This window comes from Kribbella sp. NPDC049174 (assembly GCF_043197365.1).
Taxonomy (GTDB): Bacteria; Actinomycetota; Actinomycetes; order Propionibacteriales; family Kribbellaceae; genus Kribbella.
Window position 1 is genome coordinate 1629347 of the sequence record NZ_JBICSZ010000001.1, and the last position, 26062, is coordinate 1655408.

Annotated in this window: 28 protein-coding genes; 19 read left to right on the top strand and 9 right to left on the bottom strand. The window is 68.9% G+C overall.

The window, feature by feature from the left end; genetic code table 11:
• Positions 1-11 precede the first annotated feature (11 nt).
• The 3 genes from ACGFIF_RS07680 to rox form a co-directional block, all read right to left on the bottom strand.
• A complete protein-coding gene (locus tag ACGFIF_RS07680) occupies positions 12-1211 on the bottom strand; it encodes an RNA polymerase sigma factor (protein ID WP_393152545.1) in 1200 nt (399 codons plus the stop codon).
• Positions 1212-1239: 28 nt separating this feature from the next.
• Positions 1240-1584: a YciI family protein gene (locus tag ACGFIF_RS07685; RefSeq protein ID WP_393152547.1), complete on the bottom strand. Its 345-nt coding sequence runs from the start codon at positions 1582-1584 to the stop codon at positions 1240-1242.
• Between the two features lie 71 nt (positions 1585-1655).
• Complete coding sequence (rox, locus tag ACGFIF_RS07690; RefSeq protein WP_393152549.1) at positions 1656-3083, bottom strand: rifampin monooxygenase; 1428 nt, start codon at positions 3081-3083, stop codon at positions 1656-1658.
• A 365-nt stretch (positions 3084-3448) separates the two neighbouring features.
• Between rox and ACGFIF_RS07695 the strand changes: the two genes are divergently transcribed.
• The 4 genes from ACGFIF_RS07695 to ACGFIF_RS07710 are packed head-to-tail and all read left to right on the top strand — an operon-like array spanning position 3449 to position 6123.
• Positions 3449-4750: a diacylglycerol/lipid kinase family protein gene (locus ACGFIF_RS07695; RefSeq protein WP_393152551.1), complete on the top strand. Its 1302-nt coding sequence runs from the start codon at positions 3449-3451 to the stop codon at positions 4748-4750.
• Entirely contained in the window at positions 4750-4968 is a 219-nt protein-coding gene (locus ACGFIF_RS07700) for an amphi-Trp domain-containing protein (RefSeq protein ID WP_393152553.1), read from the top strand. Before ACGFIF_RS07695 ends, ACGFIF_RS07700 begins: the two co-directional genes overlap by 1 nt.
• 13 nt (positions 4969-4981) lie before the next feature.
• On the top strand, positions 4982-5668 hold the full coding sequence (locus ACGFIF_RS07705) for a phosphatase PAP2 family protein (protein ID WP_393152555.1): 687 nt from the start codon (positions 4982-4984) through the stop codon (positions 5666-5668).
• Positions 5665-6123 (top strand): DUF6069 family protein, encoded by a 459-nt coding sequence (locus ACGFIF_RS07710; protein WP_393152557.1) that lies wholly within the window; start codon positions 5665-5667, stop codon positions 6121-6123. The genes ACGFIF_RS07705 and ACGFIF_RS07710 overlap by 4 nt, the downstream gene beginning before the upstream one ends.
• Before the next feature lie 12 nt (positions 6124-6135).
• On the opposite strand, the gene ACGFIF_RS07715 is transcribed toward ACGFIF_RS07710, so the two are convergent.
• On the bottom strand, positions 6136-7854 hold the full coding sequence (locus ACGFIF_RS07715) for a SulP family inorganic anion transporter (RefSeq protein ID WP_393152559.1): 1719 nt from the start codon (positions 7852-7854) through the stop codon (positions 6136-6138).
• A gap of 66 nt (positions 7855-7920) precedes the next feature.
• Positions 7921-8436 carry an LURP-one-related/scramblase family protein gene (locus ACGFIF_RS07720; protein WP_393152561.1) on the bottom strand — a complete coding sequence of 172 codons (516 nt, stop codon included), beginning with the start codon at positions 8434-8436 and terminating at the stop codon, positions 7921-7923.
• Positions 8437-8576: 140 nt separating this feature from the next.
• Between ACGFIF_RS07720 and ACGFIF_RS07725 the strand changes: the two genes are divergently transcribed.
• A complete protein-coding gene (locus tag ACGFIF_RS07725; RefSeq protein ID WP_393152563.1) occupies positions 8577-8987 on the top strand; it encodes a hypothetical protein in 411 nt (136 codons plus the stop codon).
• Positions 8988-9010: 23 nt separating this feature from the next.
• On the opposite strand, the gene ACGFIF_RS07730 is transcribed toward ACGFIF_RS07725, so the two are convergent.
• Positions 9011-9637 carry a hypothetical protein gene (locus tag ACGFIF_RS07730; RefSeq protein WP_393152565.1) on the bottom strand — a complete coding sequence of 209 codons (627 nt, stop codon included), beginning with the start codon at positions 9635-9637 and terminating at the stop codon, positions 9011-9013.
• Positions 9638-9649: 12 nt separating this feature from the next.
• Positions 9650-10864: an AI-2E family transporter gene (locus ACGFIF_RS07735; RefSeq protein WP_393152567.1), complete on the bottom strand. Its 1215-nt coding sequence runs from the start codon at positions 10862-10864 to the stop codon at positions 9650-9652.
• Between the two features lie 226 nt (positions 10865-11090).
• On the opposite strand from ACGFIF_RS07735, the gene ACGFIF_RS07740 reads away from it, so the two are divergent.
• From ACGFIF_RS07740 to ACGFIF_RS07780, 9 genes are all read left to right on the top strand, one after another.
• The gene (locus tag ACGFIF_RS07740) at positions 11091-11609 is read left to right on the top strand and encodes a hypothetical protein (RefSeq protein WP_393152569.1); all 519 of its coding nucleotides are present in this window, start codon (positions 11091-11093) and stop codon (positions 11607-11609) included.
• A 123-nt stretch (positions 11610-11732) separates the two neighbouring features.
• Positions 11733-12143 carry a hypothetical protein gene (locus ACGFIF_RS07745; protein ID WP_393152571.1) on the top strand — a complete coding sequence of 137 codons (411 nt, stop codon included), beginning with the start codon at positions 11733-11735 and terminating at the stop codon, positions 12141-12143.
• A 13-nt stretch (positions 12144-12156) separates the two neighbouring features.
• The gene (locus ACGFIF_RS07750) at positions 12157-14184 is read left to right on the top strand and encodes an alkaline phosphatase family protein (protein ID WP_393152573.1); all 2028 of its coding nucleotides are present in this window, start codon (positions 12157-12159) and stop codon (positions 14182-14184) included.
• Between the two features lie 36 nt (positions 14185-14220).
• Positions 14221-15816 (top strand): phospholipase D family protein, encoded by a 1596-nt coding sequence (locus tag ACGFIF_RS07755; protein ID WP_393152575.1) that lies wholly within the window; start codon positions 14221-14223, stop codon positions 15814-15816.
• Between the two features lies 1 nt (position 15817).
• Positions 15818-16927, top strand: coding sequence for a hypothetical protein (locus ACGFIF_RS07760; protein WP_393152577.1), 1110 nt, complete (start codon positions 15818-15820; stop codon positions 16925-16927).
• 98 nt (positions 16928-17025) lie between these two features.
• On the top strand, positions 17026-17799 hold the full coding sequence (locus ACGFIF_RS07765) for a YhjD/YihY/BrkB family envelope integrity protein (protein ID WP_393152579.1): 774 nt from the start codon (positions 17026-17028) through the stop codon (positions 17797-17799).
• A gap of 4 nt (positions 17800-17803) precedes the next feature.
• Positions 17804-18451 carry a hypothetical protein gene (locus ACGFIF_RS07770; protein ID WP_393152581.1) on the top strand — a complete coding sequence of 216 codons (648 nt, stop codon included), beginning with the start codon at positions 17804-17806 and terminating at the stop codon, positions 18449-18451.
• Positions 18448-18933 carry an RDD family protein gene (locus ACGFIF_RS07775; RefSeq protein ID WP_393152583.1) on the top strand — a complete coding sequence of 162 codons (486 nt, stop codon included), beginning with the start codon at positions 18448-18450 and terminating at the stop codon, positions 18931-18933. The genes ACGFIF_RS07770 and ACGFIF_RS07775 overlap by 4 nt, the downstream gene beginning before the upstream one ends.
• 10 nt (positions 18934-18943) lie before the next feature.
• Positions 18944-19441 (top strand): hypothetical protein, encoded by a 498-nt coding sequence (locus tag ACGFIF_RS07780; protein ID WP_393152585.1) that lies wholly within the window; start codon positions 18944-18946, stop codon positions 19439-19441.
• Here the strand turns inward: ACGFIF_RS07780 and ACGFIF_RS07785 are convergent.
• Positions 19390-21975, bottom strand: coding sequence for a LuxR C-terminal-related transcriptional regulator (locus ACGFIF_RS07785; RefSeq protein ID WP_393152587.1), 2586 nt, complete (start codon positions 21973-21975; stop codon positions 19390-19392). The genes ACGFIF_RS07780 and ACGFIF_RS07785 overlap by 52 nt on opposite strands.
• A 359-nt stretch (positions 21976-22334) precedes the next feature.
• Between ACGFIF_RS07785 and ACGFIF_RS07790 the strand changes: the two genes are divergently transcribed.
• The 5 genes from ACGFIF_RS07790 (at position 22335) to ACGFIF_RS07810 (ending at position 25445) form a co-directional block, all read left to right on the top strand.
• Positions 22335-22598, top strand: a complete 264-nt coding sequence (locus ACGFIF_RS07790; RefSeq protein ID WP_393152589.1) for a hypothetical protein — start codon at positions 22335-22337, stop codon at positions 22596-22598.
• Positions 22585-22878 carry a hypothetical protein gene (locus ACGFIF_RS07795; protein ID WP_393152591.1) on the top strand — a complete coding sequence of 98 codons (294 nt, stop codon included), beginning with the start codon at positions 22585-22587 and terminating at the stop codon, positions 22876-22878. The genes ACGFIF_RS07790 and ACGFIF_RS07795 overlap by 14 nt, the downstream gene beginning before the upstream one ends.
• 127 nt (positions 22879-23005) lie before the next feature.
• A complete protein-coding gene (locus tag ACGFIF_RS07800) occupies positions 23006-23452 on the top strand; it encodes a DUF6325 family protein (protein ID WP_393152593.1) in 447 nt (148 codons plus the stop codon).
• Between the two features lie 10 nt (positions 23453-23462).
• Positions 23463-23780, top strand: coding sequence for an SHOCT domain-containing protein (locus tag ACGFIF_RS07805; protein WP_393152595.1), 318 nt, complete (start codon positions 23463-23465; stop codon positions 23778-23780).
• A 75-nt stretch (positions 23781-23855) separates the two neighbouring features.
• A complete protein-coding gene (locus ACGFIF_RS07810) occupies positions 23856-25445 on the top strand; it encodes an MFS transporter (RefSeq protein ID WP_393152597.1) in 1590 nt (529 codons plus the stop codon).
• Here ACGFIF_RS07810 and ACGFIF_RS07815 read toward each other — a convergent pair.
• Positions 25426-25902: a potassium channel family protein gene (locus ACGFIF_RS07815; protein ID WP_393152599.1), complete on the bottom strand. Its 477-nt coding sequence runs from the start codon at positions 25900-25902 to the stop codon at positions 25426-25428. The genes ACGFIF_RS07810 and ACGFIF_RS07815 overlap by 20 nt on opposite strands.
• Positions 25903-26062 lie beyond the last annotated feature (160 nt).

Consider the following 26062-nt stretch of genomic DNA (forward strand, 5'->3'; position numbering starts at 1 on the left):
TGCTAGTCGGGTCAGGTGCTGGCGAGCCGGGAGTGGAGGAGGGATTGCTGCGCCGGGTTGTTGGTGAGGTCGAGAGCTCGACGGTCGGATTTGTGAGCCTCTATGGTCCTGCCCTCGGTTCGAAGTAGTTCGGCGCGGATCGCGTGGAACAGCGGGTAGTTGTGGAGCGCGGTTTCGAGCTCGTCGAGTTCCGCAAGGGCAGCTCGTGGGCTGTCGACGTACCGTACGGCGACCGCACGGTGGAGCCGGGTGACGGGCGACGGCTGGAAGCGGAGCAGCATGTCGTAGAGGACGAGGATCTGGGGCCAGTCGGTGTCGGCCCAGGTGGGTGCTTCGCAGTGGCAGGCGGCGATGGCGGCCTGGAGTTGGTACGGGCCGGGGGAGTGGTGGCGGCGCGCCGTACGGATGAGCAGCGCGGTCGCGTCCGCGATGGCCGCGTGGTCCCAGTCGGCACGGTTCTGGTCTTCGAGGAGGACGAGCTGTCCGTCACTGGTGAATCGTGCGGCGACCCGAGCGCGGTGCAGCCGGATCAGCGCCAGCAGTCCGGTGACTTCCGGCTCGTTGGGGAGCAGGCCGGCCAGAAGCGCGGTGAGCCACTCGGCGTCATCGACGAGGTCGCGGGAGTGCGCATGATCACCGGTGCTGGACAGGTAGCCCTCGTTGAAGAGCAGGTAGATGACGGTCAGTACTTCGTTCAGTCGCTCGGGCAGCTCGTCGTCGCGAGGGAGGCGGTACGGGATCCCGGCGCCGGCGATCTTGCGCTTGGCGCGCGTGATGCGTTGAGCCACCGTTGTCTCCGGGACGAGGAAGGCCGCGGCGATCTGCGCGGTCGTGAGGCCGCAGACCACGCGGAGGGTCAACGCGATCTGCGCTTCCCGCGACAGCGCCGGGTGGCAGCAGGTGAAGACGAGCCGGAGCCGGTCGTCGGGTGCCGGCCGGACCGGCCACTGCAGCTGGGTGAGTTTGGCGCGGTAGTTCTCCTGCCGCCGCAGGACATCGAGGCCGCGCCGCTTGGCCACCGTGAACAACCAGGCGTCCGGACGGTCCGGGATGCCTTCCTCGGGCCAGCGCCGCAGCGCGGTCTCGACGGCGTCCTGCACCAGGTCTTCGGCGGCGGCGAAGTCGCCGAGCAGCGACATCAGCGACGCGGCGAGCCGGCCCGCGTGTTCGCGAACGACGCGGGCCAGCTCCTCGCCGGGATCGCCGGTCATGGCGCCGGAGGCCCAGCCATCAGCACCCTCATGACTCCACGGGGCGGATCTCGACGACCGGGCAGGCCGGCCAGGTCTTCACCATCCGCAGTGCCTCGTCGAGATCGGCGACCTCGATCTCGAGGAAGCCGGACACGACCTCCTTGCCTTCGATGTACGGGCCGTCGGTGGTCACCGGTTCGCCGCCGTCGAGACGGACCGTCGTGGCCGTCTCCGCGCCCTGCAGTTTGGCCCCGCGGTTGGTGATTTTCGCCGCGTGGTCGGTGAGCCACTGGTTCACCCGCTGATAGGACCGCTCCAGCTCGGCCGGGGTCATCGCCTCGAGTTCCTTGGCGAACTCCTCGGTGTCGACGAACATGAGCACATATTTCACTGCACTACCTCCTGGTGTTCCTCGCGGTTGGTTCACAGAGGAGACGATCGGCGGGCGGCCGAAAACGACAGTCAAGCAGTGAGTGCGCCGAACCACCGGCGGAGGTGGGTGCCGAGGTCCTCCTGGTTCTCGCCGACCCAGGCGATGTGGCCGTCGGGTCGGAGGAGCGCCGCGGGGACGTCAAGGTCCTCGCTGACATCGATGACGTGGTCGACCCGGTCTGCCCAACCCGCTACCGAGAGGCGTCCGGTCTGGTCGAGGAGCAGGCCACGGCCGGCGTGCATCTGTTCGTAGAGGCGGCCACGCTTCAGCTCCACATCCCGCAGCCGCCGGCCGAGCAGTTCGGGCCCCTCGCCGAAGTCGTAGCGGATCCCGATCGCCGCGATCTTCTCGGCCAGGTACCGGTTCACGTCGTCGAAGTCCATCAGCTCGGTCATGATCCGGCGGAGCGCCCGGGGACCCGGCTCGACGGACAGCAGTTCCGCCTGCGCACGGGTGAGGTCCAAGACGTCGGCGGCCACTGGACGACGTTCCGTCTCGTAGCTGTCCAGCAGCCCCGCCGGTGCCCAGCCGTTGATCTCGGAGGCCAGTTTCCAGCCGAGGTTGAACGCGTCCTGGACGCCGAGGTTGAGCCCCTGCCCGCCGAGCGGCGGGTGGACGTGCGCCGCGTCGCCGGCCAGCAGGACCCGGCCGGTCCGGTAGCTGTCGGCCAGCCGGGTGGCGTCGCCGAAGCGGGAGAGCCAGCGCGGTGAGTGCACACCGAAGTCGGTGCCGGCGTACACCTGGAGCTGCTGCTTCACCTCGTCGAGGGTCGGCGGGACTGTGCGGTCCTCGGCTACTCCGTCCGCGGGTACGACGACGCGGTACACGCCGTCGCCGAGGGGCATGGCGCCGAATCCCTTGTGGGTCTTGCGGACTTCCTCGATGACGGAGTTCAGCGTCTCCACCGGTACGCCCACCTGCATCTCGCCCAGCAGTGTTTCGCGCGTGCTGGGTTCGCCGGGGAAGCCGATGCCGAGCAGCTTGCGCACCGAACTGCGGCCGCCGTCGCAGCCGATGAGGTAGCGCGAACGCAACTGCGTGCCGTCCGCCAGCTCGACGGTCACCCCGTCGTCGTCCTGACTCAGCCCGGCCAGTTCGCTGCCGCGCCGGATCTCGGCACCGAGTTCGGTGGCGTGCTCGGTCAGCAGGCGGTCCGTCGTGGTCTGCGGGATGCCGAGCACGTACGGGTGTGCGGTGTCCAGCCGGTCCGGCGCCGGCTTGATGATGCCGGCGAACGATCCACCCATCGGGTACTGCTGACCGACCGCAAGGAACCGCTCCAGCAGACCGCGCTGGTCCATCACCTCGATACTGCGAGCGTGCAGTCCGAGCGAGCGGACCACCGTGGTCGGCTCCGCCTCCTTGTCCAGCACGACCACGTGGACGCCGTGCAGCCGCAACTCCGCGGCCAGCATCACACCTGTCGGTCCGCCGCCGGCAATGATCACGTCAATCATGAAATCCCCGATTCCGCCAGGTTGTCTTTCGGCCGGCTGCCCGGTTCCGCGAATCCCTGATCTTCCGCGAATACCGGCTCAGGCCCGAGATTCTCCGCCACGATGTGGGGCTTGCGGCAAGTCCCCCCGTGAGCTATATGTTGAGTGTGGCAAGGAGTGTTCGACTCCTTGCCCTTTGCTTTTGCCGTCCGCTCTGGACGGACAGGCACCTCCCCGCGCAGCTGTTCAAGCGGTCGTTCGCGGTGGGATTCATCCGGGCTGTGGGATGCCGTGCCGGTGGCGGCCGGACAGGATGACTCTGGGTGTCGGGTCCCGACGCCTAAGCGGACATTCTGAGGACAGGCCATGCCGACAGGGCGGAACTCGTGAGGCGGCGGCTTGCGGCGATCGTCGCGCTGCTGGTGGGTACGGCGACGGTGGTGCTCGGCGTCGTGGAGTCAGTGAACCAGTTTCCGCGTGGCCTTGGTCTGCTGGCCTGTGTGGTGATCGCAGCCGCCGCGGCCTGGTACGGCATATTGCGGAGAGGAATCGCACGCGTCGTGGGGCTGGTCGTGGCCGGCGCGGCGCTGGCAGGGGCGCTGATCCTCCTCGCTGCGGGCGGGAGGTTCGGCGTCGATCTTCTCGTCGTGGTGGGGCTCCTGATCACGCTGGCCGCGGTACGGGCCAGCTTCGCCGTCCACGTGGATCTGCCCAGGGTGGCGGCGCCGAAGCATCCGGTGCTGTTCTACAACCCGCTCTCCGGCGGGGGCAAGGCGGAACGCTTCGCACTCGCCAAGGAAGCGCGCGCCCGCGGGATCGAGCCGATCGAGCTGAAGCGTGGGGACGACCTCGAGATCCTCGTTCGCGGCGCGGTCGAGCGGGGTGCCGACGGACTCGCGATGGCCGGCGGGGACGGCTCACAGGCCATCGTCGCCGCGATCGCCGCCGAGAAGTCCTTGCCCTACGCCTGCATCCCCGCGGGCACGCGCAACCACTTCGCGCTCGACCTCGGGGTCGACCGTGACGATGTCGTCGGCGCACTCGACGCCTTCGTCGACGGCGGCGAGCGGCGGGTGGACCTCGCCGAGGTCAACGGCCGCGTGTTCGTCAACAACGTGTCCCTCGGGGTGTACGCCGAGGCGGTCCAGCGCGACGAGTACCGCGGCGCCAAGATGCGGACCCTGCTCGACACCGTGCCCGACGCACTCGGGGCCGGTGGCAGCCAGCTCGATATGCGCTGGACCGGACCAGGCGGGCACGGACACCGCGGCGGTGCCGCGGTTCTGGTCTCCAACAACCGCTATCGGCTCGGTCGCGCGGTCGGTTCCGGCACCCGGCCGCGGATCGACGACGGCCTGCTCGGTATCACCGTCATGGGCGCGCCCACCGATGGCGCTGAAGGTCGCCGCGGTCAGCGTCCGTTGCGCGAGTGGTCCGCACCGTCCTTCGAGGTCGAATCCGATCGGCCGCTGCCCGCGGGCGTCGACGGGGAGGCGTTGGTCCTCGATGCGCCGCTGCAGTTCCGGATCCGGCCCGGAGTTCTCCGGGTGCGGATCGCACACCAGCACCCAGGTTCGTCGCCGTCGGCGATGGCTCCCGAGGGCCTCCGCGCCAGTGTGGTCGAACTGGTGCGCATCGCCTTCGGCGTGGAGCGGAAATCAGCACAGCCAACACCAGAGAGGCCGTAATGGACCTGATCGAGATCAAGGAGAAGGAGCTGCTGAGCCGGGAGGCCGCGGCTGCCCGCCTGCATGCTCTCGCCGACATGCTCGCCAAGGAGAACGACGTCGAGTTCGAGCGCGGCGGCATGCGGGTCAAGGTGCATGTTCCTGACGAGGTGCACCTCAAGCTCGAGTTCGAGCTCGGCGAGGACGAGAGTGAGCTCGAGATCGAGCTCACATGGTGACGGAAAGCGTGGCGTGACCGGCTCACCTCCACCGGGGCCCGTCGAAGAACGGCTGGCGGACCGGCTCGTCGATCAGCCCGGGGCCGGTGCGGCGCGCCAACGGGCCTCCTCGCTGCTGCGCCGCCTCGGCGGGTACGACCGCGTCGTGTACCGATCGGTCGCAGAGCTGTCCACGCCCCGCCTGGATGAGCCACTGCGGCGGGTGTCGGACTTCGCCAACTTCTCCAAACCCTGGTTCCTCACAGCCGGCGCCCTCGCGGTGTTCGGCGGTCCCCGGGGCCGTCGCGCGGCACTGACCGGGCTCACCGCGATCGGAGTGACGTCCCTGGTCGTGAACCAGCCGATGAAGAAGTCGATGGGGGAACGCCGCCGGCCCGACCGGCATCGCCTCGGCGTGCCCGCGCAGCGCTGGGTGCGGATGCCCGCATCGGGATCCTTTCCGTCCGGACACTCCGCGTCCGCCGCGGCCTTCGCGGTCGCCGTCGGAGAGGTGATTCCGGGGTTCGGGCCGGTACTGCGGGTGGCAGCGTCGGTCGTCGCGTTCTCCCGGGTGTACACGGGCGTGCACTACCCGAGCGACGTTCTGGTCGGGGCGACCGTAGGAGCGCTGTTCGGGCGAGTGGCCGGGCGGCTGGCGCTCCGCCGGTGGCCGGCCGCGACCCGGTCAAGCCAGAGGCACGATAAGGAGCACACGTCATGACAGTTCAACCCACGCAAGGCGGTGCGAACGCGGTCGCCGCCGGCCGGCTGTGGGCCGGTGGCGCGGCCACGGCCGTCGTCGCCGCGCTGATCGCGGTCGTCGGCATCCTGGTCGCCCGCGGCGTCTTCGACATCGCCGTCCTCGCACCCAAGGGCGAGGGCGTCTGGGGAGACGCGGACACGGCAATGTATGCGTTGTTCTGCGGCCTCGCGGCGCTGGTGGCCACCGGGCTTCTGCATCTGTTGCTGATCTCCACCCCCCGGCCGTTGCAGTTCTTCAGCTGGATCATCACGCTGGCCACGCTCGCGGCGGCGGCCGCGCCGTTCGTCGCGGGCGGCTCGACGGCATCGAAGTTCGCGACCGGGTTGATCAATCTCGTCGTCGGGATCGCCATCGGCGGCCTGCTCACCGGCGCGGCGCGGGCGGCGATGCGGGACGCTCGTGCCGCTCGGTGACCCGCGGGACAGTCACTGGTCCGGGCTCGTCCGTCGATGCTGGACTGCCCAGGTCTCAGCCTCCTGCAGGGCCTCCTCGGTCGATTGCCCGACCAACTCGGTGGCCTCGAAGACACCGACCGGTCCGGACACGTCCATCAGGTCGGTACGACGCAGCAGCTCGGCGAGTTCGGGATCGACCCCGCTGAGGTACAGCCGGCCGCCGACCGCATCCAGTGAAGCCGCGTAGTTGGCCACGACCTTGACGAACGTCGCGCCGACGGCTGTCCGGCCGCGCAGCCGCAGTACGACGGTGGGTGCGTCGGCGCCGGCCGGGTCGGGCAGCTTGACCCCCAGGGTGCGGGAGCCGGCATAGAGCAGGCTCCCGTAGACGTCGAGGACGGTCGCGTGGTGGCTTGGCAGCGTCTTGGGGGGCGGGTGTTCCGTCCACCGGCCGCCGCCGGCAGGTGTCAGCTGGACGACCTTGAGGTCCATCGCCTCCTGGTTGAGCTGCAGTATCAGCGAGAGCGCCACCCCGATGCCGACCGCGGTGGAGACCGACAGGAACAGGGTTGCGCAGAAGGTCGTCACGATCGCGATCTGAGAGGTCGGCCCAGTGCGCAGGATCGTCATCAACTCATGTGGTTTCAGCGAGCCTGCGGCCGCATAGATGAGTACGGCGGCCAGCGTGGGCATGGCGACGAATCCGATCACGCCGGAGAAGGCCACGAGGATCACGATCATCCACAGACCTGAGCAGATCGCCGCCCACCTGGTCCGGCCGCCGACCGTCTGGTTCAGGGCCGTCTGGCCCACCGAGCCGCCCACCGGCAGACCGCGGAAGACGCCGGCCGCGACGTTTCCGATGCCCTGGGCAACGAAGTCCTGGTTGGGGTTCGAGACGGTTCCGTCCCGGTTCGGTGCGGCCTCGGCGACACCGCTGCCCTGGACGAGAACGATGGCCACGACAGCCAGCGCCCCGGTGACCAGCGGCAACGACAGCAGACTGAGATCCGGCAGTTGGGGCAGCGGCAGGCCGCTGGGGATCTGCCCGGCGTCCTCCACGAGGGCAACCTGGCCGGCGCCGGCGATGGCGACCCCGGCAGTCGGGACGGCCAGCGCCACCAAGGCGCTCACCGACGCCAGCCGGGTCCGGGACAGACCGACGAGGATGCCGAGCGCCGCGAGCCCCGCGAGCAGCGATGCGACGTCGATCTGGGCCGGGTGGAAGACGACGTCCACCGCCCGGGCGAGCGCGAAGTCCCCGTCGGCGGTCACGCCGGCCAGGCCGGGCAGCTGGCCGAGGACGATGTTGACCGAGACCCCGGCCAGGAAGCCGCTCATGACCGAGTGCGACACGAAGCGGGTGTACCGTCCGAGCCGCGCGATGCCGGCCAGGATCATCACCGCGCCGGCGATGATCGTCAACAGCAGCAGGGCTTGCGGCCGATCGGCGGCGTCCACGCCGTCCAGGGCCGATCCTGCGGCCAGGGCCGCGGCCGTGGTCGTGGTGATCATCATCAGCTGGCTGCTCGTCGCCAGCCCGCCCGCGACCGGGCCGGCGAAGCTCGCGTAGAGGCCATGGATCGGGTTCACACCGATCAGTGCCGCGGACGCCATCCCGTTGGGAACGCTGCTGATCGCGCCGGGCAGACCGGCGACCACGTCGGCACGCAGGTGGCGTCGCTCTGGACGGATCGATCGCACCCACCGCAGTGCGGGGCGTGCGCTCACGCGGTGCCCACCGCTCACGCCCGTCTCCTTCCGCCACCGCATGGCCGGCGTCCACGGTGTGCGTACCGACCGCGGATGCCGGTCTCAGTCGGTCAATGCCTCCAACGCGACGACGATCGCCAGCACCAGCGCGTCGTCCTCGCCCTCCTCGATCTCGATGCCGTAGGTGTCGCGGACGCGGAACCAGCGCTTCGAGACGTGGGCCACCGGGTCGCCGTCGCGTTCGATCTCGTACTCGTGATCGACGATGTTTCCGTGGGCCTTGAGGTCGGGGCCGTCGGTGACGTCGATGGCGAAGCGGTGCCGGATGCCGACCAGCGCCTTGTGGACCGTCGCGACGGTGTGGCCGTCGCGCTCGACGGCGATCTTGTCCCGGACGCTGAGCTTGCGCTCCTGGATCTTGGCGACCTCGTGTCCCGACAGGTCCTCCAGTACGAACGTCTCCCGGATGCGCAGCGCCTTGCCGTTCACCTTGTAGGTCCGGGTGCCCTGCGCGTCCTCGATCCAGAAGTCGTCGCCGATCGACGCGAGCTTGGTCCGCATTCGGTAGCGGCGGCGTACGTGGTCGTCCTTGGTTTTCCGTCCGCGCAGGATTCCCATGATCGAGCCTCTCCTCACCGGGATTGCTTGCGAGCCTAGAGGCGAAGTACCGGCCGCATCTCACCCTGGAGGGACGATGCGGGGCGGGAGATCGGCGGGCATCGTCGTCAGGGTCGGGCCTAATGACCAGGAGGGTGGCCATGACTTACTCAGACATCGACCAGCGTGAGGACGTCTCGAGCTGGGCGGTGGGCGCACTCGCGTTCGCCGGCAGCTTGATGCTGATCGTCGGTACGTTCTCGACGATCGCCGGACTCGCCGCGCTGATCGACGACGACTACTTCGTCGTCGTCCGGGGCTATGCGTTCGATCTCGACGTCACCGCGTGGGGGTGGATCCACATCGTGCTGGGCGTGGCGGTCGCGGCAACGGGGGTCGGCCTCTTCATGGGTTCGACCTGGGCCGGAATCGTCGCGATGGTCCTCGCCGTGCTGGTGGCGATCGACTTCTTCTTCTTCATTCCCTACGCGCCGTTCTGGTCGCTGCTCGTGATCGCGCTCAGCGTGTGGGTCATCTGGGCGGTGACGCGGGTCCGGGCCAGCAAGACCTGACCCCGGACAGGACGCTCTTCACGTCAGGGTCTGCGAGCAGCCGCCGGGTGCCGCCGCGGGTGCCGCCGCGACCACGGGGAGCGGCGGCTGAGCGCGCGGACGTAGACCCGGCCCAGCTGATAGCGCGGGTCGGGGCCGTCGGGGACCGACTCGGGGAATCCGAAGGCGACGTCCTCGATGGTGAGCCGGGAACCTCGACTCAAAGCATCGTGGTAGCCGACGAGCCGCCCGTCCACGCGAAGGTAGGCCTGGCCTTTGGTGTGCCAGTCGAATCCCAGTTCGGTGAAGCGCGCACTGGGATTCGGCAGTTGGCCCAGGTAGTGCCTGGTCCCATGCACCCGGACCTGGACGAGGGCCTGGAAGGTGGTCAGCCGTTCGAGCCTCAGGTCGAAGGCATCCCCGAGGCGAATGATCCGCAGGGACGAATTGAAGTCCGGACCGGGGTGCCTGAACCGCACCCGGCAACTGACCCCGATCACGTCGACAAGCGGCGTGTCGAGGACGTAGTGGAGACTGCGGCCCGCTGTGATCAGCACCGCGCCCTCGGACGGATTCAGCGCGAGCGAGCCTGGTGACAGGCGGCCGGGCAGGCCCTGAAGATTCCGGATGTTCTGATCCCGGAACTCGTGCAGCAACACTGAGCGCCACATGGCAGCTCCCTCTCATCCGACCCGCTCGGCGGGGACCTCGGCCGGCGGAGCCCCGTCCGGAGCGGGGTCGGCGGCCTTTTCCAGGACCGGATCGCCGGAGATGAGTCCGCCCATCCAACGGGTCGACGGATCGGCGTCCAGCAACAGGGCCTTGGCCAGTAGTGACAGTGGGATGGCGAGTACGGCGCCGAGTGGGCCGAGGACCCAGGCCCAGAAGACGAGGGAGAGGAAGCTGAGGGTGCTGGTCAGGCCGACCGCATCGCCGACGACCTTCGGCTGGATGATCGACTGGATGATGAAGTTGATGATGCAGTAGGCGACGACTACCGAGATCAGTGTCGACCAGCCGCTGTCGAGCAGGCCCAGCAGTGCGGGCGGGATGACCCCGATGACGAATCCGACGTTCGGGATGTAGTTGGTGATGAAGGCGAGCAGGCCCCACAGCCAGGGGAGTGGGATGTCGAGCAGGTAGAGCACGCCGACGTCGATGAGGGCGACGATCAGTCCGAAGATGGTCGAGACGATCAGGTAGCGGGTGGTGCCGCGGGCGAAGTCGGTCAGGGCGCCGGAAATCCCCGGACGCATCCGGGCCGCTTCGATCAGCCGGTCGGTGAACTGGGTGGCGTCGATGCCCATGAAGAACAGGAGCACCACGATGAAGGCGAGGTTGGAGAAGATCCCGAGCAGCCCGCTCAGCGTGGCTTGCAGGAGGTCGACCAGCTTGCCGAGGTCGAAGGTCTGAACGGCGGCCTGGATCTGCTGTTCGCCGATGCCGCGATCGGCCAGCCAGCCCCGCGCGTCGTCGACGAGTGCGGCGAACTTGTCCTCGTACTCCGGCAGCAGGTTGGCGAGTTGGGCGACGGACAGGGCCAGGGCCGCCGCGAGTCCGATCAGCAGGCTGATCACCACCACGAGCGCAATCAGACCGGCCAGCCATCTGCGGACGCCGCGCCGGATCAGCATCCGGCGCAGCGGACTGACCGCGATGGTCAGCACCAGCGCCAGAAAGACCGGCCCGACGATGTGCGCGACGCCGCGCACTCCGGCGGCGGTGAGAACAGCGGCGGCGGTCCCGAGCAGGACGACGACTCCGCGCGGAAGTGCCCAGGAGTCAGGCGCCGAGCCGATGTCCGGCGCTGAGCCGACGTCAGGCGCCGAGCCGGCGTCAGCCCCCGAGCCGGCGTCCGGCTTCCGGCCGTCGGGGGACTCCGTGGAGCCTGCGGACATGGTCGCAACCTCCCTCTCCCCGACTCACCCAGGGGTTCGAAGATCGCTCAGATCATCCGGGGCAGCATCACCCGCCCAGGATGATCCTTCGCGGCCGCGGGTGGCCGGCGATCGTGTCATCCGGTCCGGGTGAGGCGGCGGGGTCCGTCGCTGCGAGAGGCTGCCGTTGATTCCGTGTCAGCACCTCGTCGGTGACGAGGCCGAGCGGCCCTGCGAAGGAGGTCGGATGAGTGACGGGCCGATGGTCGACGCGGCCAGAGCGGGCCAGGAGCGGCAGCCGTCCGACTACGCGGGGGCGATCTACGGGTCTCTGCTGGCGGCGTCGGTCGTTGCCGGTACCGGCCCGGGTAAGGATCCTCCGCACCCCGTCGAGTTGATGGTGTTGCTGCTCGCCACCGGGGTGGTGTTCTGGCTGTCCCATGTGTACGCCCATCTGGTCGGGGAGCGCGGGACAGGGACGCACCTGTCCGCGAGGCATTTCCGAGCCGCTGCCCGGCGGGACTGGCCGATCGTGCAGGCCGCCGTACCTCCCGCGGCCGCGGCCGGCATCGGCGCTCTGCTCGGGATGTCGGACTCCGGCGTTGCCTGGCTGGCGCTCGGGGTGGCGGTGGGAGCCCAACTCGGCTGGGCGCTGTACGTCGCCGCCAAGGCAGACGCCACCAGGCACCGCATGGTCGCTGTGGGTGTCGTCAACCTCGTCCTGGGCCTGGTGCTCGTCGCGTTGAAGGCCGCCCTGACGCACTAGTCACCGCCGCATCGCGGTCCCGGACGTCGTCCGCCAAGGGTGACGCGCCGACGGTCGGTGCGGTCCTACTGTCGACGCGCACCCGACGTCCGTCGAGGCGCGAGCAGGAGGGGTGGGACACAGATGACCGGCAACCACGCTGTCGAGTCGCAGGCCGACTCGGGCTGGGCAATGAGTGGAGTCGCCTTCGCCGCGACGATGATGCTGATGATCGGCGCCTTCCATGCGATCGCCGGCCTGGCCGCGATCCTGGACGACGAGTACTTCGTGCTCGTCCGGGGTTACGCGTTCGACCTGGACGTCACCGCCTGGGGCTGGATCCATCTGATCCTGGGCCTGGCCCTGATCGTGACCGGGATCGGCCTGTTCAGCCGGGCGGTCTGGGCGGGCGTGATCGCCCTGTTCCTGGTGGTGCTGAGCGCGATCGACAACTTCTTCTTCATCCCCTACGCGCCGTTCTGGGCCTTGCTGCTGATCGCGCTCGACGTGTGGGTCATCTGGGCGCTGACGCGTCCGCGCGCGCTCCGCAGCTGACGGCCGGTCAGCCGTGTCCACGCCAAGGGTTCGCACCGGCGACCTCGGCCGGATCGTCGCCACCTGCATCACCTCGGCGCTGGCCCTGGCCTTGGCGGCGGCCGTGTTGCCCGGCCTCCGGTTCTCGTCGTTCGCGCAGTTGCTCGCCGCGGCCGCGGCGACGTTGCTGGTGGGAGCGCTGGTGCGCCCACTGATGGTTGCCGCGAGTGCGGCGGTGGGATGGATCGCGGTCCTGCTGCTGGCGGTGCTCGGACAGGCAGTGATCCTCACCCTCGCACTCCTGCTGATCCCAGGGGTCGAGGCGGACTCGTTCTGGATCGTGCTCGCGGCCGCCTGGATCGCGGCGGCCGCCTCGACCATCGTGGCGTGGCTGTGCACCTCCGGTACGCCGGAGGCCTTCACCGCGGCCCTCGTCCGCCGGACGCGAAAACAGCGTCAACCGGTCGACGATCCCGAGGTTCCCGGGGTCATCTTCGTCCAGCTGGACGGCGTGCCCTTCCCGGTCATGCAATGGCAGCTCCTGGCCGCCACGTTGCCCACCGTGGGTCGCTGGATCCGCGACGACGGGTATCGACTGGTGGAGTGGACCCCGGTGCTGCCGCCGACCACGCCGGCAAGCCAGTTGGGGATCCTGCACGGTCGCATCGACGGAGTACCTGCGTTCCGGTGGTACGACCGGGCTCTCGGGCGGGTGCTGGTGGCCAACCGGGCCGGCGACGCCGCCGAGATCGAGCGCCGCGCCACCGACGGTCGCGGCCTGCTGGCGGACGGCGGCGTGAGCATCTCGAATCTCTTCAGCGGTGACGCCGAGCGGTCGCTGCTGACGATGAGCAAGCTGGAGCTCAAACGCGGTTCTGCCGACACCCGTCGCCGCGTGGCCTGGTACCTGGCCAGGCCGGACGGGTTCGCGGGCAGCTTGTTCGGGGCGGTCGCGGAGATCGGCCGGGAGCGATTCGAGGCCCGGCAGCAACGTCGCCGCGACATTCGCCCGAGGGGAGACCGTGGCTGGCTGTTCGCCGGCATGCGTGCGGTCACGAACGTCCTGCTGCGGGACCTGAACACTGCACTGGTGGCCGAGGAGATGATTCGCGGAACCCGGGTCGTGTACGTCGATTACGTCGACTACGACGAGGTGGCCCATCACGCCGGCGGCTCGCGGCCGGAGTCGCTGGCCGCGCTGGATCGCCTCGATCATGTGCTGGCCTGCCTGGAGGAGGTGGCCGCGGCAGCACCGAGGCCGTATCGGCTGGTCGTCCTGTCCGACCACGGTCAGTCCCAGGGGGCGATCTTCGCCGATCGGTACGGCGTCGACCTCGCGGGCCTGTGTTCGCAGCTGACCGCCGCTGAGGTCCAAGCCGTCGAGCAGGCGGTCGAGGGCTGGGGACGGTTGAACGGCCTGCTGGCCGACCTGTCCGGGGTCGACTCCAGCAGGGGGCGGGCCGCGCACGGCGCCGCGCTGCGGGTGCAGCGTCGTTCCGAACCTCCCACGGTCACAGCCGGCTCGGACCTGGTCGTCCTCGGGTCGGGCAACCTCGGCCTGGTGTACGCCGCGGAGGAACGGCGGCTGACGATGGAGGAGATCAACGATCGCTGGCCGGCTCTCATCCCCGGGCTGGTGAACCACGACGGGATCAGCTTCGTTGCGATGATGAGCACCGAGCACGGGGCGCTCGTGGTCGGGCCGTCGGGGATCCACCGGCTGTCCGACGCGAGGGTGACGGGCGATGACCCGCTGGCGCCGTTCGAGGCGCTGGCATCGGCGGACCTGCTCAGAGCGGTGTCGATGCCTGAGGCACCTGACCTGTACGTCAACAGCGCCGTCGACCCGGACAGCGGCGAGGTCGCCGCTTTCGAAGGTCTGGTGGGGTGTCACGGCGGACTCGGCGGGTGGCAGGGACGGGGCATGCTGCTCGCCCCGCCCGACCTGCGGCTCCCGGACAAGCCGATCCGCGGGGCGGATCGGCTCCACCACGTGCTCGTCGCCTATCTCGAACAGCTCGGTCAGCGCAGCGGGCTCTCGCGCGACACCGCGGACGCGTGAGGTCGCGATGGCCGAACCCGACGGGAGGACGTGACGATGATCGACCACAGTGCTCCGCAGTGGTTCCTTCGTCCGGACGAACGCGGCAACCCCGGCACGGACATCGACCGGATGGGTGACGTGGACGGGTCCTGGGTCGAGGGCAACCTGGTCCGGCCGCTGGTTCACGGGGCGACCTACTTCCGCCGCCTGTACGAGGAACTGTGCGCGCTGCGGGCCGGCGACCACGTCTACTTCACCGACTGGCGTGGCGACGCCGATCAGTTGCTGTTGCCCGAGGGCCCGGCCATCGGAGCCGTGCTGTGCGACCTGGCCCGATCGGGGATCGAGGTCCGGGCATTGCTGTGGCGATCGCACTCGGACCACCTGCAGTTCAACTCACGGGAGAACCAGCGGCTCGGGACGGAGCTGAACGAGGCCGGCGCCGAGGTGCTGCTCGACCAGCGGGTACGACGGATGTCCTCACACCACCAGAAACTGTTCGTCATCCGGCATCACGGCGACCCGGAGCGGGACGTCGCCTACGTCGGAGGGATCGACCTGTCGCACCAGCGCCGCGACGACCGCGAGCACCGCGGCGATCCACAGCAGGCGCCGATGGATCCCCGGTACGGCGACCGGACGCCGTGGCATGACGCCGCGCTGGAGTTGCGTGGGCCGGTCGTCGGCGACCTGCTCCGCACCTTCTGCGAGCGCTGGGACGACCGCCACCCGCTGGACCGGCGGACGCCGTACCGGATGATCGTGCAACGACGCGCCAGGATGCCCCGTCACCCGAAACCGCTGACCGAGTCGTTCCCCGATCCGCCGCCGGCCGGGCCGCACGCCGTCCAGGTGCTGCGAACCTACGCCTACAAGCATCCCGGCTATCCGTTCGCGCCCGCGGGGGAGCGGAGCATCGCTCGCGCCTATCACAAAGCGTTCGGCAACGCCCGGACCTTGATCTATCTCGAGGACCAATACCTGTGGTCCGAGCTGATCGCGCAAGGGATCCACGACGCCCTGCGGCGATCGCCCGGGCTCCACGTGATCATCGTCGTTCCGCGGTACCCGGATGCCGACGGTGCGGTGAGCGGGCCGCCGGCCCGCTTCGGTCAGTTGCGCGCCGTGCGGATGCTGCGGCGGGCCGCGCCCCGGCGGGTCGGGATCTACAACCTGGAGAACTCCGAGGGCTCACCCATCTATGTGCACGCGAAGATCTGCATCGTCGACGACGTGTGGTTCACCTGCGGCTCGGACAACTTCAACCGCCGATCCTGGACCAGTGACAGCGAGCTCACCTGTGCCGTCCTGGATTCGACCCTCGACGACCGGCAGCGTGCTGCCGACGGCGCTCGCCGGCTGGCTCGCGACCTGCGGCTCGACGTGTGGTCCGAGCACCTTGGCCGACCCGGCCGCGAGCTGGCGCCGCTCGACCCGGTGGCGGGCTTCGACTTGTGGCGGCGCACCGCCGCGGACCTGGAAGCCTGGAACGCCGGCGGCCGGAAGGGCAATCGGCCACCCGGCCAGATCCGCCCGCACGAGCCGCAGGCGGTGAGCCGACTGCAGGCGCTCTGGGCGGAACCGCTCTACCGGGTGGTCTACGACCCGGATGGCAGGCCTCGCGGGATGCGTCGCCGGGGGGAGTTCTGACATGAGCGTCGAGGTGGTGTTCTGGCTCGTGGTGCTGGCGCGCTTCGCGCTGCCGTTGCTGATCCCGCTGTTCCCGTTGCCGGCGATCATCGGCTGTCTGCTGCTCGACGGTGTCGACCAGACGATCTTCCAGACGTTCGGGTTCGACCCGCCGAACTACCAGAGCTACGACAAGGCGATGGACGTGTTCTACCTGTCGATCGCGTATCTGGCCAGCCTGCGCAACTGGACCAACCTGGCGGCGGTTCGGGTCAGTCGCTTCCTGTTCTTCTACCGGCAGGTCGGTGTGGTGGCCTTCGAACTCACCGGCGCGCGGTTCCTGTTGCTGTTGTTCCCGAACACCTTCGAGTACTACTTCATCGCCTACGAGACGATCCGCAGCCGCCGGGATCCGCTGCGCTACGCGCTCAGGTTCTGGGTGCTGGTGGCCGGCGCGATCTGGATCTTCGTCAAGCTGCCGCAGGAGTACTGGATCCACATCGCCCAGCTGGACCTGACCGACACGATCCGGGACGTGCCGTGGTTCCTCCCGGTCGTGGTGGTGCTGTTGCTCATCCTCGCTGCGGTCGTGTGGTTCGTCGTCCGTCCGCGGCTGCGGCCGGCCGACTGGCCGTTGCGGTTCCGCGCCGATCCGCTGCCGGCCGAGATCGACGAAGCGCACGAGCGGGCCGCGTACCAGGCCGCCCATCGCAAGGTCTTCGACTCCGCGTCGGTGGAGAAGATCTTCCTGATCGGGCTGATCAGCGTGATCTACGGACGGGTGCTGCCGGGGGTCGAGGCGACCGACCTCGAACTGTTCCTCGGGATCGCCGTCTTCGTGGCGATCAACTCCGCGATCGGGCTCTGGTCGGCCCGGCGTGGCTATGCGTGGGACTCCGCGGCGCTGTCGTTCGCGGTCGTGTTCGCGACGAACGTCGTACTGGTCTTCGTCGCGGATCTGCTGCTCGGGCGGCGCGACAACGATCTCGCGCTGACCGACACGTTGTTCTTCGTCTTCCTGCTCAGCATTCTGACGATGCTCTACGACCGGTACCACCCGGTCAGTGAGTATCGCGCGGCTGCGGCGAAACGCGACGCCGCTGCCTCCGGCCAGACAGGGGTGGAAAACTGACGGTTCGGGACCTCAAGGCGGTCACACAGCGGCTGGAGCGGACGTTCCTGGGTCGCTGCGCCGGTTCCTTCCTGGCTCTGCGTGGCATCGACCGCGCGATGGTCATCGCCTCCCAGGCCCTGACGGCGCTCATACCCCTGCTTCTGCTGGTCTCGAGCCTCGCGCCGGCGGACCGCCGTGACCTCGTCTCGCGCGCTCTCATTCGGAGGTTCGAGCTGAGCGGCAACGCGGCCGATGCCGTCCGGGAGGTGTTCGCCCGGCCCGTGGGTACGTCGAGCATCGGTCTTCTCAGCGTGGTGATCCTGCTCTTCTCCGGAGTGTCGCTCGCCCGGCGGATCCAGCGGATGTACCGGGACGCTTGGCGGCTCGAGGCCGTGCCGGGCGTCCGTGACTCGCTGAACTCTTTCCTGGCCCTGGGCGCGCTGCTCCTGCAGATCGCGCTCCTCTACCTGGCACGCTCACTGCTGCGGTCGCTGCCGATGGACCATCTCCTCGGCATTCCGGTGTCGATCCTGACCGGTCTGGTGCTGTGGACCGCCATTCCATGGCTGCTGCTCGACGGCCGGGTCCACTGGCGACGACTGGTGCCCACCGGGCTGCTGGCGAGTGTGTGCGGCGCTGCCTACACCATCGCCTCGACCATTTACATGCCTCGGATGATGGAGACCTACAGCGAGCGGTACGGCCTCTTCGGTGTCACGCTGGCCCTGGTCGGCTGGCTGCTGTGCGTTTCCCTCATCCTCGTCAGTGCGACCGTGGTCGGCGCGGAGTTCGATCGCAGCCAGGGCTGGTTCGCCCGGCGGGTGCGCTCGTGGCTCGGTGTTTCGTCCACCAAGGATGATGCCCCGCCCCAGCCGCTGCGCGGAGCATGAGGGCGTGGGTACTTCAGAGGAGTTCGAGAACCCGCCTGACGTGCCGCCGCCGAGCCGGGAAGCGATCATCGTGCTCGACGCGGCAGTCGGGGCCTCCCTGCTGGCCGCGGCCACCGCGTTGACGGTCGGCCGCCGGGTCAGGCGAGCCTTCAGACCTGTCGCGGTCGTCGTACTGCGGCCGCCGATGCTGACGGAGCGGTACCACGCGGGCACCTGGCTGGACGGCCTGGCGCGGCGTGGCGGCCAAGGACGTGACGAACTGGAGCGCCAGGTGTCGGTAGCCCTGGACCGGATGGTTCCTGCGGTGGTGGATGCCGTGCTGCAGCGAATCGATGTGGCCGGGCTGGCCGAGGGGGTCATCGCCGAGGTCGACCTCGCCGAGATCATCCGCCAGTCCACCGGTTCCGTCACCTCCGACACCGTCCGCGGTGTCCGCATGCAGGGCATCTCCGGCGATGAAGCCGTCGGACGCGCGGTGGGCCGGCTGCGGGTGCGGTTCGGCCGGAAGGCGACGCCGGAACCGCCGCCGGAACCGACGCCGGAACCGCCGCCGGCCGATTCCCCCGAGGCACAGACCGACGACTCCCGGTCGCCAGGTCCGGACGTACCCCCCGTCGCCCCTGAACCCGAATTGACGTCCAAGCAACGATGAGCGCGGACGAGCACATCTCGATCGTCCCGCGCGAGGCCCGGCAGTACCAAGGACGCCACGCCGGCTTGGTGACGCGGCTGACCGCCGGAGTCATCGACGCGATCGTGGTGGCGGTGGCGCTGCTGGCCGGCTATCTGGGTGTCAACGGATTCCTGTTCCTGGTTGATCCACGGGGCTTTCAATTCCGCGAAGCAGCGCCGCTGCTGAGCGGGGCGAGCTGGTTGCTCCTGCTCATCGTCTACCTGACGGGCGCGTGGTCGACGACCGGACGGACTTGCGGTTGTCGCGTCATGGGCCTGCGGGTCGTCAGCCGCAGCGGGCGGCGGGTGGGGCCGCTCGTCGCGTTGCTGAGGGCTGTCTTCTGCGCCGTGTTCCCGATCGGGCTGCTGCTGTGTGCCGGCGGCCGTCGGCACAGTTCCCTGCAGGATCTCGTCCTGCGTACGTCGGTGATCTACGACTGGCTACCCGGACAACCACGATGAGGAGTTGACCATGTCGGACACCGATCGGGGCGCCGCGACGCCGAAGCACCAGGCACCACGGCCGCCGACGGAGACCGGAGTACGCCTGCCCGGGGTGGAACGCAGAGGCTGGGCCGGACCGATCATCTTCGCCGCCGTGGTGATGATCATTCTCGGCTTCTTCCACGCCTTCCAGGGGTTCATCTCCCTGTTCAACGAGGGGTACTACCTGGTCGACAAGAACGGGCTGACCGTCCACATCGACTACACCGTCTGGGGCTGGGTGCATCTGTTCATCGGCGCAGTCGTCTGCGCGGCCGGGTTCTGTGTCCTCCTCGGGCAACTGTGGGCCCGGATCGTCGGCGTGATCCTCGCCGTCGTGAGTGTGCTGGTGAACGCCGCGTTCCTCGCCGCCTATCCGATCTGGTCCACGCTGATGATCGCCTTCGACATCCTGGTGATCTGGGCGCTGACCTTTCACGGTCGTGAGGTGCGGACCCAGGACGAGTCCGGAGCCTTTCCGTACTGAGTGTGTGGTCCCGCGGTCGGGCCGGGGCCGGACTCCGGGCGGGTGGGGAGAAGTCCGAGCTCCCAGGCCCGCCGTACGGCCTCGTTCCGTCGCGAGGCGCTCAGCTTCCGCAGGACGCTGCGCACGTGACTCCGGACCGTGTTGACCGACACGTACATGGTGCTGGCGATCTCCTCGGTGGTGAGCAACTCGGCGAGGTACTCGAGCACCTCGTGCTCCTTGCTGGTCAACGCGGCGGCGGTCCGGATCAGGCCGGTCGGCCCTGGCCCGGACTGGTCAACGGAGCTTGTGTCAGCGCGAAGCCATGGGTGCCGCCTGATCAGCTCACCAGTAGGCCCGAGCAGTTTCTGCACTGACGGCGGTGCCTCTGCGAACGGGCGGCGAAGCTGTTCGGGCGCAGCCAACCTGAGCGCGCGCTCCAGACAGACACGGGTGCGACCGGTGTCCCCGGTCCTGATGGACTCGGCGGCCTGGACCAGCCAGCCGTCCACCTGAGTATCGAGTGGAACAGCGCGGTTCGAAGTCAGGGTCGGTAGCGCGGGACCGCGGTGTCCGGTCTCGGTCGCCGCTCGCTGCAGCACCAGGATCGACTCGACCTGGTGACGTCCGCCGGACCGCTCGATCTCGCTGACGGCCAGGTGCGGCTGATGCTCGGCCACGAGAATCTTCGCCTCGTCCACGATCAGGGTCTGACCGAGCCAGTCGTCACCGTCGGCCCCGTAGCTGTTGCGGGCCGCCCGCAGTTCCGCACCGGCAAGATCGGCATCGCCTTCTGCCCTCAGCAGTCTCGCCCGGACCAGCGCCATCGACGTCTCCAGCACTCGTGCGTCGTACGTCGGCTCGGCCTCCCCGGCCCGATGCACGAGATCCTGGGCCGCGGTCAGATCGCCCTGGTCGGTGCGCACCCAGGCCTGGGCCACGATCGCGGCCAGCGGCTCACCCAGGTGCGCGTCCGAATGCGCCAGCGCTGTTGCCTGCGCGGCGATCTCGGCAGCCTGCCGGAGGTGTCCCCAGACCGCTTCCACCAGCGCAGCCATTCCCAGGAAGTCAGCCAGCGCCTCGTCGAGACGGGCACCCTCGGCCACCGCGATCCCTTCGGACAAGGCTGCCGAGGCCGCCTGGAAGTCGCCTCGCTGCAGCAGGACGCGGCCTTTGCAGCCGGACACGAGCAACTTGAGCTCAGGATGCGCGGTGACCGAACCCGGCGCTGCCGCCCGGAGCGCGGCCTCCGCCGCAAGCGCGGCGTCCAGCCCTGCATCGACGTTCGGCCCGAGACTCGCGGTCACTGCCTGAAGGACGGTGATGGCCAGCTCGTACGCATGGGTCCGGGTAGTGACGTCACGGTCCAGGCAGGCTCGCGCCTTGCCCAGTTCCGACGTACACAGGGTCAGATCGAACTCGGCGAGCGCCCGCGCGGCACGGACTACCGCGGCCTCCACACCGTCCAGGTCATCGGGCAGGTCGACGAACAACGTCTCCAGGAGCCGACGTTCGTCCCCGACGAGGATCCGGGCGAAGTCGAGGTCGTCCACCAGGTATCTCGCGGCGTCGGCCCACCGCCGAGCGGCGATGGCGTGCCGGATCGCCGCCAGCAGCCGGCCGTTGTGCGCGAACCAGCCGGCCGCGGTGCGATGCAGTTGGGGGACCAGGGTCGCCCGCTCGAACTGCAGTTGGGCCCGGAGGAACTCGCGGAACAATGACTGGTAGCAGTAGGCGTCAGAGGTGCCGGGAACGGGCTGGATGAACGAGTTCCCGTGCGACATGAACTCCAGCGACCGAAGGTCACAGGCGCGACCCGTCAGCGCCTCGGCGAGGGCGGGCCGGAGCTCGTCCACGATGCTGGTCCGGAGCAGGAACTCCCGCAGCGCGGGCGGCTGCGCATCCAGCACCTCGCTCATGAGGTACGCCGCGACGTTCCCGGCATCGCCACGGAAGTCGCGGATCGCCTGCGCCGTGTCGGTCTTGCCGGCCAGGTTCATCGCCGCGAACATGAGGCCGGCCGGCCAGCCGTCGGTGCGCGCCTGGAGCTCGGCCATCTCCGCGGGCGCCAGCGTGAGCTTCTGGAGCCGCATCAGTGCGGCGACCTCATCGGTGGTGAAGGCCAGATCGGCGGCACGAATCTCCGTCACCGTGCCGTCCAACCGGTAGCGGTGCAGCGGGAGAAGTGGGTCCGAGCGCGTCAGCAGGACGATCCGCACGCTTCCGGCGCCACCGCGGATGATGTCGTCGAGACTGTGCGCGAACTCTGCGGTGACCGTGAGGTCACCGCAGTCCACCACGAGTACCAGCGCTTCCGGCTCGACTGCGTCGTCGAGGACGGATCGCAGTACCGCCGCGGGCTGTTCGCCGGCGAGGTCCATCGCGATGTGCTGTACCGTGCCGGGCCCGGTGAACTGAGCTTCCCATGACGTCAGGAGCATCGTCTTGCCGAAGCCCGCGGGCGCACTGACGAGCGTCAGCGGTCCCTGCACTCCTGAGCTCACGAGGTCCAGTAGACGGCGCCGCAGCACCGTCCCCTTGGGGACAGCGGACATGCTGGATCCCCCCTTGCCCTCGAGTCTCGCCGGCTTCGAACGCCGTCCCCGTTCTCCCCATGCGTGCTGGTCCCCCGACATCTCCCCTCCAGGCAATCGACTGCCCTGCCGAACGTGTTGGGGCGGTGCGCGGTGACGTGCGCGCTCTTCGACAACACCACGGAATTGCCTATAAAACCAGCGTTTTGCGTCCGATTGCCGGAATATTTCGACACGGCGGGCTCTCGGTTCATTCACACCGTTCGCGCGGTCGGCCCGGACAAATCTTTCGGTGCCGGACAGTTCACCCCACAGGGATGAAGCCCTGTCACCCCGCCTTTGCAACCGTCGATGCACTGCGTTCCGAACGGAGTGGATCGATGGTCGAGGCGACGTACGAGATTCGCGTGGCGGGCGCCGTACCGGAACAAGATCTTCGCGATATGGGCGCGGTGACACTGTCGGTCGATCAGGTGAACACCGTCCTGTACGGCATCCCGGACCAGTCGGCGCTCTATGGGCTGCTGGCACGACTTCGGGCCTTGGGCATCGAAGTCGTGGAGGTCCGCCGGATCCCCGAGCCGGGCGGATCGACCGAACCGATTCCGTTCCGGCCCGGAGAGGGAGACGATGAGAGCAACTGAGTGCCACGACTCGTCGTACCAGGTCGTCGTCGCGGGAGAGCTGCAACCCGCGGTCCTCGCGTTCTGCGTGCGGCAGCCGGCCCAGGATCTGACCTGTCAGGTCTTCCAACTGCGGGTCGATGACGATCAGGGCATCGCCGACGTCGCGGCGACGGTGCAGGCAGCGAACCTGATGATCCTGAGCATCCGGCGGGTGGCGCAGCGGGAGACGTGGCCTCTTGCCAGGCCTTTCCGCCGCAGAGAACCCTTCGTCGCGAGTAGCGGTCCGGGCGATCGGTGACGTCGGCGACCAGGCGCTCCGGAGCTCATCCGGTGCGGGTGATGACCCGGCCTGCCGGCCACGGCAAGGTGGCGGCAGACACAACGCAGCGCCGCGAGGATCCAGTGCGCGGTGGGGATGGAGAGCCATGTCAGACGCAGACGTTCACGGGCCCATCGACTTCGTACTCCTCGAGTTCACCGGCAATCGGCTGACCGGTCGAGCGGCCGAGGAACTCGTGCAGCTCGTTGACCGCGGCATCATCCATGTCTACGACATCATGATCGTCGGCAAGGATGCCGACGGCGCCGTCTACGCGGTGGACCTGGCCGAATCCTCAGGTCAGGCCGGCGGCTTCACCGACCTCGCCGGTGCCCGGTCGGGGATCCTGGCCGACGACGACCTGCGCGAAGTGGCCGAGGCGATGCAGCCGGGCACGCTGGCGGCGCTGATCGTCTACGAGAACACCTGGGCGATCCCGTTCGTCGCCGCGGCCCTCGAGTCCGGCGGCACGCTGATCGCCGGCGGCCGCATCCCGGCGCAGGACGTGATGGAAGTGCTCGACGCCCTGGAAACCCTGGAAGCGACGACCTGAGGAGGCTGACATGCCCGGACTTTTGCGTGGTCTGGCGAGGACCGCGGCGGTCGCGGGGACGGCGACGGCCGTCAGCGGGCGGGTGCGGCGTCGCCAGGACGCCAAGTTCGCCGGCAGGGACGCGCAGACGGACGTCGCGCGTGATGAGGCGTACGCAGAACAGACCGCACCGCCGCCGCAGGCCGCACCGCCGCCGGCCGCCGCACCGCCGCCCGACGCGACCTCCGACCGCCTGAGCCAGCTCAAGACGCTGGGCGAACTGAAGCAGTCGGGTGTTCTCACCGAGGCGGAGTTCGAGGCGCAGAAGGCCAAGATCCTCGCCGGCTGAATCGCCGGCGCACCCTGGCGCTCCGGAAACGCATCCGTGTCCTGACCAGTTGCCCGAAGAACAGGAGACGGAGGCATGACCGAGGGAGCGAGTAGCGTTCCGGCGGGGACGCGGGCCAGTCCACGGCTGGCGATCCTGCTGGCGATGGCCATGTTCGTACTGGTCGTCGACACCTCGCTGATGAACGTCTCGATCTCGGCCGTGGTCCGGGATCTCGACGCGACGGTGAGCGGCGTCCAGTCCGCGATCGCGCTCGAGGCGCTGGTCTCCGCGGCATTCATCCTGATCGGCAGCAAGACCGGTGATCTGATCGGGCGCAAGCGCGCGTACATCCTGGGTCTGCTCGGCTATGCGGCCGGAGCCCTGGCGATGGCACTGGCGCAGAGCCTGACCGCGATCATCGTCTTCTGGGCCCTGGTGGGTGGCCTCGGGGCGTCGCTGCTACTGCCCGCCATGCAGTCGCTGATCCACGGCAACTTCGAGGGCAAGGCCCAGGTGAAGGCCTACGCCCTGGTCGGCGCCGCCGCCGCGCTGGCGGCCGCGGTCGGACCGCTGCTCGGAGGCTTCATCACCACCTACCTGTCCTGGCGCGTCGCCTTCCTGCTCGAGGTGGTGGTGATCGCGATCGTTCTGGCCGGCCAGGGCCTCATCCATGACGCGCCGTACACGGGGCCCCGGCAGGTGGATGTGGTCGGGGCCATCCTGTCGGTGGTGGGCATGGGCGGCATCGTGTCCGGCATCCTGGTGTGGCAGGAAGGCGGCGAGTTCGTCGGGCTGATCATCGGCATCGGCGTGGTCGGTCTGGCGGCGTTCGCCTACTGGCTGGTGCGACGCAAGCGCCGGGGCGAGCCGACGCTCCTCGACCCGGACCTTTTCAGCTCCCATGTCTTCAGGTTCGGGATCTCCGATCAAATGCTCCAGCAGATCGCGCTCGGCGGCACCATGATCGCCCTGCCGATCTATCTGCAGATGGTGCTCGAGTACGACGCGATGCACGCGGGCCTGTCCCTCGCACCGCTCTCGCTCAGCATGTTCGGGATGGCGATCCTCGCGGAGAAGAAGCTGGGAACACGACGCCCGAGCAGCCTGATCAGGTGGGGATTCGCGCTCTTGACCCTGGGCCTGGCGGTGCTGGTCCCGATCGTGCCCCGGGCCGACTCCGGCTGGGCCCTCTTCGTGCCTCTGGTGACCGCGGGGCTGGGTCTGGGTCTGCTGGTTTCCCAGCTCAACAACTACACGCTGGGGCCGATCTCGCCCGAGCGGGTCAGCGAGGCGGCCGGCGTCAACTCGGCGGCGGGCTCGTTCGGCCTGTCCTTCGGGTTGGCGTTCGCCGGTGCGATCATGCTGGCAACGCTGTCCTTCACCTTCACCAACCAGGCCCAGTCGAGCACTGTCCTTCCACCGGCCCAGCAGGAGCAGGTCGCCCAGGCGTTGGAACGCGATGCGGAAGTGATGACCAACACCGAGCTCGAGGAGCTGCTCGCCAAGCAACCGGAGCAGATCCGGGAGGAGATCATCCGCATCAACACGAACTCGCGTCCGATCGCCCTGCAGGTGGCGCTGGGCATCCCGATTCTCGCCGGACTTGCCGGGCTGGCGAACACCTTCCGGATGAGGCGCCAGGAGGACCGGACGTCGTCAGGCGTCATCCCTGCCGATGACTGAGACTGACCTGGACGGCACCGAAGAGTGTCTTGGCGACCAGGCCGACGATGATGAGATCACCGAGCATCTGCACCGTGGCGACGGTGCGGGCTGCCGCCGACACGGCCACGATGTCACCGAAGCCGACGGTCGCGAAGACGGTCACGGTGAAGTACGCCGAGTCGAGCCGGGTCAACGGCTCGGAGAAGTGCGCCGGGTTGGCGACTCCCATCAGGTAGTACGTCGTGGCGAAGACCGCAAGGAACAAGGGCACCGAGGTCGCCAGCGCGCCGATCGCCCTGATCCGGGGGTACGGCGAGCGCGCGATCTCGCGGACCTGCCACCACAGCAGGAGCGTTACGACGGCAAGCCCGCCGCCCAGGGCGACGGCCAACGATCGGTCCAGGCGGCTCATGGGCAGGACGAAATAGCCGGCGACGATGACCACGGACACCAGCAAGGAACGCAGCAGCGACATTGTGGCGAGTCGACGGCGAGTCCGTGCGGGGAGCTGGTGATAGCTGGCCTTGGTCTCTCTCACAGGTTCAGTGAAGCCCGAACAGTGCGCGGTCGGTTCATCCATCGGGGGTGATGCTGCCCGCGCGACCCGCGGTGTTGGCTGGGATTCTCACGGGTCT